Origin of the sequence: Streptomyces sp. NPDC056169 (genome assembly GCF_042268445.1) — a bacterium.
Taxonomy (GTDB): Bacteria; Actinomycetota; Actinomycetes; order Streptomycetales; family Streptomycetaceae; genus Streptomyces.
In genome coordinates this window covers 95,068-102,176 of record NZ_JBHJUO010000027.1, presented here as the reverse complement: position 1 = coordinate 102,176, position 7,109 = coordinate 95,068, and the positions used below count along the sequence as shown (strand labels likewise).

5 protein-coding genes, 1 tRNA gene and 1 pseudogene are annotated in these 7,109 nt (G+C 69.1%); 4 read left to right on the top strand and 3 right to left on the bottom strand.

Translation table 11 applies throughout. The features are described from left to right. Window positions 1-158 precede the first annotated feature (158 nt). Window positions 159-1,637: an MFS transporter gene (locus tag ACFC0G_RS35380; RefSeq protein ID WP_376411776.1), complete on the bottom strand. Its 1,479-nt coding sequence runs from the start codon at window positions 1,635-1,637 to the stop codon at window positions 159-161. A 409-nt stretch (window positions 1,638-2,046) separates the two neighbouring features. Between ACFC0G_RS35380 and ACFC0G_RS35375 the strand changes: the two genes are divergently transcribed. Together ACFC0G_RS35375 and ACFC0G_RS35370 are read left to right on the top strand one after the other, a co-directional pair. Continuing rightward, on the top strand, window positions 2,047-2,454 hold the full coding sequence (locus tag ACFC0G_RS35375) for a YciI family protein (RefSeq protein ID WP_376411758.1): 408 nt from the start codon (window positions 2,047-2,049) through the stop codon (window positions 2,452-2,454). An 8-nt stretch (window positions 2,455-2,462) separates the two neighbouring features. Then, a complete protein-coding gene (locus tag ACFC0G_RS35370; protein WP_376411773.1) occupies window positions 2,463-3,608 on the top strand; it encodes an RNA polymerase sigma factor in 1,146 nt (381 codons plus the stop codon). A gap of 71 nt (window positions 3,609-3,679) precedes the next feature. Here the strand turns inward: ACFC0G_RS35370 and ACFC0G_RS35365 are convergent, their stop codons facing one another. Next, window positions 3,680-4,162, bottom strand: coding sequence for a hypothetical protein (locus ACFC0G_RS35365; RefSeq protein WP_376411770.1), 483 nt, complete (start codon window positions 4,160-4,162; stop codon window positions 3,680-3,682). Window positions 4,163-4,391: 229 nt separating this feature from the next. Next, window positions 4,392-6,524 (bottom strand): hypothetical protein, encoded by a 2,133-nt coding sequence (locus ACFC0G_RS35360; protein ID WP_376411755.1) that lies wholly within the window; start codon window positions 6,522-6,524, stop codon window positions 4,392-4,394. Window positions 6,525-6,681: 157 nt separating this feature from the next. On the opposite strand from ACFC0G_RS35360, the pseudogene ACFC0G_RS35355 reads away from it, so the two are divergent. Beyond that, window positions 6,682-6,846: pseudogene (locus tag ACFC0G_RS35355) on the top strand (SDR family oxidoreductase); the annotation flags it as partial. A gap of 63 nt (window positions 6,847-6,909) precedes the next feature. After that, a tRNA-Met gene (locus tag ACFC0G_RS35350) sits at window positions 6,910-6,983 on the top strand. Window positions 6,984-7,109: the final 126 nt, after the last annotated feature.

The window sequence follows — 7,109 nt, the reverse complement described above, 5'->3', positions numbered from 1 at the left end:
ACTTACTCACCCCCACTTGATATTCTTTGTTTGTTTTGTGTCTGGTGTGCTCTTATTTTTTCATAAGCCCCCGGCGGCGGCGCCCCCCCCCCCACCCACCCCGTCGTCGTCGATTCGGTTGTTCTGCCGTTCTGCCGTTCCGTGTACGCGGGCGGCGGCTACCTCGCCACCTCGGCCGGCACGCCCTGGTCGGACACCGGGCCCCGGGCCGGGGCCGTGTCGGGTACGGGGCCGGTGCCGGCGCCGCCGTCCCCTGCCTGCGACAGGGAGTGGGGCCGGGCCCGGGTGCGCAGGCCGAAGGCGCTGATGACGGTGGCGGCGAGCGCGGCGACCAGCGGCACGACCAGGGCCGCCCGGTAGCCCTCCAGGAGCGCCGCCGGGGACGTACCGTCCGTCGCGGCGATGTCGACGGCGGCGACGAAGGACAGGCCGAGCGCGGCGCCGAACTGGAACGACGTGTACAGCAGGCCGCCGGCCACCCCCTGTTCCTCCTCCGCGACGCCGTCGGTCGCCAGGATGGTGAGCGGCCCATAGGCCAGGGAGAAGGCCAGGCCCAGGATGATCAGGCTCGGGAACATCGCCAGGTACGTCCAGTCCGCGCTGACCGGCAGGAACAGGGCGTAGGCCAGGGCCGCCAGGAGCAGGCCGGCGAAGATCACCCGGGCGTTGCCGAACCGGGCCACGAGCCGGGGGGTCAGCGTCGGGGACAACACGGCGTCCACACCGATGACGATCAGGGCGAAACTGGTCTGCAGCGCCGACCAGCCGCGCAGCTCCTGCAGGTAGAGCACCGCGATGAACTGGAATCCGAAGAAGCCCGCCGCGAACAGCATGCCCGCCAGGTTCGCGCGGACCAGCGAACCGCTGCGGAAGATCCCCAGGCGTACCAGCGGCGAGGCCGACCTGCGCTCGATGGCGACGAACACGGCCAGGAGGGCCAGGCCTCCGGCGATCGTGGCCGCCGTCCAGGCCGCGGAGGCGTGCGCCGCGCGCTCGACACCGAAGACGAGGAGCAGGATCGCGCCGGTGACGGTGAGCGCGCCGGCCAGGTCCACACCCTGCCCTGCACGGTCCGGGCGCGGCGACTTCGGGATGAGGACGAGGGCCGCGACAAGGATGAGGAGCGTGAGGATCACCGGGGCGAAGAAGACCCAGCGCCAGTCGACGGCGGCGAGCAGACCACCCACGACCAGACCGACGGAGAAACCGCCGGCCGCGGTCCCGGAATACACCAGCAGGGCCTTGTTGCGCTGCGGGCCCTCCTCGAAACCGGTGGTGATGATGGACAGGCCCGCCGGAGTCATGAACGCGGCGGCGACGCCCGTCACGAACCGGGCGACGATCAGCATCCAGCCCTCCGTGGCGAACCCGCCCAAGCCGGAGAACAGCAGGAACACCACAAGCCACCCGATGAACATCCGGCGGCGCCCGAACAGATCCGCCGCCCGGCCGCCCAGCAGCATGAACCCGCCGTAACCCAGCACATAGGCGCTCATCACCCACTGAAGCATGCCCGTCGACATCCCCAGATCCTCACGGATCGACGGCAGCGCCACATTCAGCATGGCCACGTCGATGCCTTCGAGGAAGATCGCGCCGCACAACACGAACAGCACACCCCACGCGCGCCCGCTCATACGGCCCGTACCGCCGCCCGAGAACGAATCCACACTGGACACAGAAATCTCTCCTTGCACACAGAGGAACCAACGAAGACGACCGCCCGCACCCCTGACGCGGACGAGCGGAATCCTCTTGAGACACAGGCGAGAAAGGGCGAGGGAGGTCGTGAAGACCCGAACCGACCCGGTTACCTTTCGTCACCACAGGAATCATGCGACGCCCCGGGGAACCGGGGAAGAACGCACTTTGAAGTCACCCAGGCACCTCGGAGGAACCGCCCCCGCACGACGACACGCCTGGGCCGGAGAGCGCCGGAGCCGGGGCCGGAAAAAGATCGGGCGGCGATGTCGAGAAGCCGTGGCCCGCTCCGTCCCCGTAGTGAACACGGCCACAATGGGCCGCACCACACCGAGGAGAACCACCATGGCCAAGTACCTGCTTCTCAAGCACTACCGCGGCGCCCCGGCCTCCGCCAACGACGTCCCCATGGACCAGTGGACTCCGCAGGAGATCACCGACCACATCCAGTACATGCAAGACTTCGCCGCCCGGCTCGAGAAGACCGGCGAGTTCATCGACGGCCAGGCCCTCGCCCCCGAAGGAACCTTCGTCCGCTACGACGGCGAAGGCCGCCCGCCGGTCACCGACGGACCGTTCGCCGAGACCAAGGACCTCATCGCCGGCTGGATGGTCATCGACGTCGACACGTACGAACGCGCCCTCGAACTCGCCGGAGAACTCTCCGCCGCCCCCGGTGCCGGCGGCAAGCCCATCCACGAATGGCTCGAAGTGCGCCCGTTCCTCACCTCGCCCCCCACCATCACCGAGTGACGTCCTCCATGAACGACGCCCTGCTGCGCACCCTCACGCCGAGCGTCCTCACCGTCCTCGTCCGCCGCGGAGCCGACTTCGCGGCGGCCGAGGACGCCGTACAGGACGCCCTCATCGAAGCCGTCCGCCTCTGGCCCGACCAACCACCACACGACCCCAAGGGTTGGCTCGTCACCGTCGCCTGGCGCAAATTCCTCGACGCCACCCGCGCGGACACCGCCCGCCGCAGGCGCGAGGAGCGCCTCGACCAGCAACCCCCGGCCGGGCCCGCGGCCGACGCCGACGACACGCTCCAGCTCTACTTCCTGTGCGCCCACCCCGCCCTCACCCCCTCGTCCGCCGTCGCGCTCACCCTGCGCGCCGTCGGCGGACTGACGACCCGGCAGATCGCCCAGGCCTACCTCGTCCCAGAAACGACCATGGCGCAGCGCATCAGCCGCGCCAAACGCACCGTCTCCGGCGTCCGTCTCGACCGGCCCGGCGACGTCGCCACCGTGCTGCGCGTCCTCTACCTCGTCTTCAACGAGGGCTACTCCGGCGACATCGACCTCGCCGCCGAGGCCATCCGCCTCACCCGCCAACTCGCGACCACCATCGACCACCCCGAGGTCGCGGGACTCCTCGCCCTCATGCTCCTTCACCACGCCCGGCACACGGCCCGCACCACACCCGACGGCAGCCTCATCCCCCTCGCCGAGCAGGACCGCAGCCGATGGGACACCACCGCCATCGCCGAAGGCATCTCCATCCTGCAAGCCGCCCTCGCCCGCGACCGGCTCGGCGAGTACCAGGCCCAAGCGGCGATCGCCGCACTCCACGCCGACGCCCCGACCACCGAGGAAACCGACTGGGTCCAGATCGTCGAGTGGTACGACGAACTCATCCGCCTCACGGACAACCCCATCGCCCGTCTCAACCGCGCCATCGCCATCGGCGAAGCCGACGGACCCCACGCCGGCCTCACCGCGCTCGCAGCCCTGGACCCCGCACTCCCCCGCCACACCGCCGCAACCGCCTACCTCCACGAACGAGCCGGCGACCACGCCACCGCCGCGCGCCTGTACGCGGAAGCCGCCCACCACGCACCCAACCTGCCCGAACGCAACCACCTCACCCAACAGGCCGCCCGACTCAACAGCCACCCACACCACTAGGTGCTGTCCGGCGGATCATGCGACTCAAGGCACCGGCAGACCCGAGCCCCGCGCTCAACCGCCTTGCCCCCCTACAGCTGGTCACCCCTGCCGGCTGGTTCCGGAGGATGCGGCCCGCCACCGTCCTTGATGTCCTGCTCGCAGGATCGTCCGACGTAGGACTGGTCATTGGGGATCAACAGCACGCCGGCAACCTGCTCAGGGTGCTCGACGGAGAGCCAGTCGTCGCCCGTGAGGGCACCGTCCGGCCCGAACGCCTGAGACGAGTAGACCGTCTGGCATCCCAGCGCCACGCGGTCCTTGTCGACCGCGCAGGCGTCCACCGCAGGGCCGGATCTCTCGTCGGCGCCGTCGAAGCGGTAGTGGAAGTGGACCCGGTCACCTTGGGAGGGCACCTGCGGGTGGGGCTCAAGGCGCCAGTCGACGACCTCGGCGGTGACGCCGAGAGGCCGCCCGGACGTGTCCTCGACCTGCACCCTGACACCGGCCTCACCGCGAGCCGCCGTCGTGTCGGTGCACAAGAGGGAAGAGCAGCCGGTCAGAGCGAGAATCACCAGAGCCAACGGGGCACCGGCAAGTACCCGTGCGGCGGGGAACACTGAGACGACCTCCGGTCGGGGTGGCGTCGGAGCAGTTTATCCCGGGGCCGGCGGACTCGGACCGCCCTCCTCGTCGAACAGACCCACCCGCCAGACCCACCCGCCGCGCACGACACAGAGGGGCCCCGCGGACGTCGTGGTCCGCGGGGCCCCTCCTGTCGCGCGCGGCGGCTGTACCCGAGCGCTACGGGATGCCGGGCTGTGTGCCGCCTGATGTCGCCAGGCTGAACGCGTCCTGGTCGATGACGCGTTCCTCGCCGTAGAACTTGCCCAGCAGACTGCCGCTGTGCGAGTTCTGCTTCGCGTCGATCATGCAGACGCTGTATCCGTCCGGGCCGGTGGTGATCGTCAGATCCTTGACGTTGCAGTTGGCGTGAACGGTGCGGCCCAGATCGGGATGGGCCGCTGCGCCTTCGTTGCTGGACGCGAACGGGTATTCGTCGCAGGACCGGCCCGCCAGGCGTCGGGCGTCAGCGACCGGGCCCTTGCGGGGGCAGGACTGCTGACGGTTGATGTCCCGCTTGGACTTGTCGGCCTGCCGGTGAAGAGGCCTGCCGGCCGAACCGGGAAGACCGGATGCGATCGCCTCGGCGACGTGCCAGGTCTGTTCGGGGGTGACGGACGTCAGCTTGAACTCGGGCTTCGCCCCGTAGAACACGCACCCCTGACGGAACTTCCCGTTGGACAGCTTCATCGTGGAATCGCACCGAACGGTGGCGACTCGGATGTTGCCCCACCGCGTGCCGGGGATGATGTCGGGGTCCAGGTTCCCGAAGTTCCACTCGATGTTGACGACCGGGTACTTCAGCGCCTGGTCGGCCATCGCCTGTTGCTTCCACTTCACGACGATGACTTTCGACTGGCCCGATTTGATCAGCGACCCGTCGTCGGCTCCGTCGACGCTGTACGACCCGGCAGGCGTGTTGTTGTACGTGAGCTTGTACCGGAACGTGGGCTTGCCCGTCTTCCCCGTCAGGCCGTGGAAGTCGACGCGGAACTCCTGCTGGAACTCGCCCGACTTGTGTGACGTCAGGACACCGGTCTTCACGGTGAAGGGGATCGACCCGGTCTCGGTGCCCCTGGTCATGACATCGACGGCCAGGTCCTTCCAGATCATGCACGCGTGCTTACGCTCCATACGCCACTGCCCGTCCCACGGCTTGTCGAGGCACAGCGGGGAGATGAACGTCCCCTGCGTATCGGGGCCGTCGATGATCGGATCGTCCGGCGGGTCCTCGTCGGAGACCGGCGTCGTGTGCATGCAGGACTCGCCCGCGACGCAGGGCTCCAGCGAGCCGGGCCCCTCCTGGATCACCGGCCCGCCGACACCTTCGGTGTTGGCGTCGACGGCGAAGTCCCCCCACGTCACCGGGACCTCGTCGCCCACGATCGGGTCCGCGTCCCCGTCGTCGGGGTCGACGGCCGCGACCGGATCGGTCGGAAACCCCATCGTCCCGAACTGGAAGTCCTGATCCCACGATGATCCACGCGGCTGCTGGTCCGCGACCGGATACCCGTACGGGCCCTTCTCGTAGCCGGACAGCTCCCACTTGGTCAGCAGCCCGCCGCTGACCGGGTGCGCTCCGTACGCGGCAGTCCAGTAGATCATTCCGCGCTCGAACCTGGCGCCGCTGCCGATCCCGTCCGGCGTGGCGAACTCGTCGGATGTGGGGTAGCCAAGGTAGCCGGCCTCCCATCCGGCTTCGGCCCACTTGTCGCGGATCGCGCCGCGCACGGCGTACGCCTCGTTCAGCTTCCAGTAGATGTCACCGGATGCGAAGTGCTGCCGGCGTCCGACACCGTCGGGGTTCACGATCTCGTCCGATGTGGGGTAGCCGATCGGTCCGGCCTCCCAGCCGTTACGGGCCCACGCCGCGAAGAAGTGGTTGACGACCGGGTGCGCGCCGCCCTGCGGGGACCAGTAGATCGGCCCGTTGATGAACTCGGTGCGTTTGCCGACCCCGTCGGGGTTCGTCAGCTCGTTGGAGTTCGGGAACGACAGGAAGCTGCTCGGGCCGCCGAGCTCGTTGTACTTGTCGCGGATCGCGCCACAGACTTCGTAGGGGGCAGGCCAGTACACCTGGCACCCGTCCGTGGCGCGGGCCTCCATCGTCTCCGCCTTGTCGGCCTGCGCCTTGCTGAACCCCTTGGGCAACCGGTCGCTGTCGGACCGCATCTGTCCTGGGGCGATCGTGGCGTGCGGCCGTAACGTCGGCTTCCACCTCTGTGCCTCCGGGCTGCCGCTGTCGGCCGTCGCGGCGGTCGTCGTCGCGGTGATCAGCAGCGCCGACGCCAGGGCAGCGGCTGCGGCTCTCAACAGGGGCACCGTACGGGCTGGTCGTCTTCTTCTCGTCATCCCACCAGTAGCGAGATGAACGGTCCCGATGGCAAGGCCCGGTGCCCGTGTCGCCGAGGATGGGCGGGAGGTCTTCCCGGACCGATGAGTAGCATGATCGATCATCGATCAAATGGTCACGGACTTCCACGCGGACCCCGAACGGCCCGCCAAGGTCGCCGCCAACATCCCCATGGGCCGGGCCGGGCAGCCCGAGGAGGTCGCCGGCGCCGTCTCCTGGCTCCTGTCCACTGACGCCGCCTACACGACCGGCGCGGTTCTGCGCGTCGCCGGGGGCATGTAGCGAGGGTGACGACGAGGACTGGTCCTGGGGGCGCCGTGGGTGGCGTAGTGTTGAGCCTACCGACGCGGGGTGGAGCAGCTCGGTAGCTCGCTGGGCTCATAACCCAGAGGTCGCAGGTTCAAATCCTGTCCCCGCTACTGAAGTGACATGAGGCCCGGATCCTGTGGATCCGGGCCTCATGCGTGCTCCCGCTGGCCGAAAGCAGGAGCCGGATGCACGGCGCGGGCGCCCGTGCAGCGAGTCCGCGGTTCTGGAGCTGCGGT

Bases quoted from the DNA above. Each gene is read 5' to 3' on its own strand.
- ACFC0G_RS35370 (WP_376411773.1), top strand. From the start codon at position 2,463: ATGAACGACGCCCTGCTGCGCACCCTCACGCCGAGCGTCCTCACCGTC.
- ACFC0G_RS35380 (WP_376411776.1), bottom strand. From the start codon at position 1,637: ATGAGCGGGCGCGCGTGGGGTGTGCTGTTCGTGTTGTGCGGCGCGATC.
- ACFC0G_RS35375 (WP_376411758.1), top strand. From the start codon at position 2,047: ATGGCCAAGTACCTGCTTCTCAAGCACTACCGCGGCGCCCCGGCCTCC.